1 protein-coding gene is annotated in these 1,464 nt (G+C 69.3%); it reads left to right on the top strand.

Going from position 1 to position 1,464, the window contains the following annotated elements; genetic code table 11:
* Window positions 1-241 precede the first annotated feature (241 nt).
* Window positions 242-1,441, top strand: coding sequence for an IS110 family transposase (locus AB0G13_RS34685; protein ID WP_357883927.1), 1,200 nt, complete (start codon window positions 242-244; stop codon window positions 1,439-1,441).
* The last annotated feature ends 23 nt before the right edge of the window (window positions 1,442-1,464 follow it).

Below are 1,464 nucleotides of genomic sequence, written 5' to 3'. Positions count from 1 at the left end.
CCCGTTACCTTCTTGATCGTCCCCAGCCGGGGACCCTCGGTCGCCCGGCCCGGTATGACTTCCTGCCCCTGTCGTTTGGATGATCCGGGGGGTGTTGTCGCCGGGTCGGGTGGCGTCGGTGGACCGCTGATAGGGACACGGCCACCCGTGTTGGGGTAGGTCTCTTCGTAACGTGGCTGCCGGCAGTCCGACGCCTGGACCAGCGGCCGGGGCCACGGAACGATGCGTGGAGGCGGGTGTAGTGCACGACGAATATGGCGTCTACCTCGGTTTGGACGTCGGTAAGGGCGATCACCATGCGGTCGGGTTGGCCCCGGACGGCAAGCGGCTGCATGACGCGCCGTTGCCGAACACTGAGGCCCGGCTGCGGCAACTGTTCGACAAGCTGGCCCGTCACGGTCGGGTGCTGGTGGTGGTCGACCAGCCCGCCTCGATAGGCGCCCTGCCGGTCGCGGTGGCCCGGGCGTGCGGGCATCAGGTGGCCTACCTGCCTGGACTAGCGATGCGCCGGATCGCTGACCTGCACCCCGGTTCGGCGAAGACCGACGCCCGTGACGCTTACGTCATCGCTGACGCGGCCCGCACCTTGCCGCACACGTTGCGGCGGGTCGACACCGGCGACGAGGCCCTGACCGAGCTGGAAGTCCTGGTCGGTTTCGACGACGACCTCGCCGGCGAAGCCACCCGCGTGTCCAACCGCATCCGGGGACTACTCACCCAGATCCACCCTGCTCTGGAACGGGTCCTCGGTCCGAAAGTGCAGCACAGGGCCGTGTTGGAGTTGCTGTCACGCTGCGGCGGACCGGCTGGTCTGCGCAAGGCCGGCCGCCGCAAACTGCTCTCGATCGCCGCCGTCCACGCGCCCCGCATGGGGAACCGACTTGTCGAGCAGATCATGGCCGCGCTGGACGAGCAGACCGTCACCGTCCCCGGCACCCAGGCTGCGGAGACGATCCTGCCCCGTCTCGCAGATAGCCTCCGCGAGACTCTTCGGCAACGCGACCAGGTCGCCGACCATGTCGAGAGGATGCTTGATGCGCACCCTCTTGCCCCGGTCCTGACCTCGATGCCCGGCATCGGCGTCAGGACCGCCGCCCGGATCCTGCTCGAAGTCGGCGACGGCACCGCCTTCGCCACCCCCGGCCACCTGGCCGCCTACGCCGGCCTCGCCCCGGTCACCCGACGATCCGGCAGCAGCATCCGCGGCGAGCACCCACCCCGCGGCGGCAACAAGAACCTCAAACGAGCGTTCTTCCTCGCCGCGTTCGCGTCCCTGGCTGACCCCGTCAGCCGGGCCTACTACGACCGCAAACGCGCCGAAGGCAAACGCCACAACGCCGCCCTCATCTGCCTCGCCCGGCGCCGCTGCGACGTCCTGTTCGCCATGCTCCGCGACAAGATCCCTTACCAGCCACGCCCGACCAGCCCCGTCCCCGCTTGACGAAACCCATAGGGACACCCCCC

Source organism: Micromonospora sp. NPDC023633 (assembly GCF_040640035.1).
Taxonomy (GTDB): domain Bacteria; phylum Actinomycetota; class Actinomycetes; order Mycobacteriales; family Micromonosporaceae; genus Micromonospora.
The sequence above is the reverse complement of the archived record's forward strand: the minus strand, read 5'-3'. Positions and strand labels throughout refer to the sequence as shown.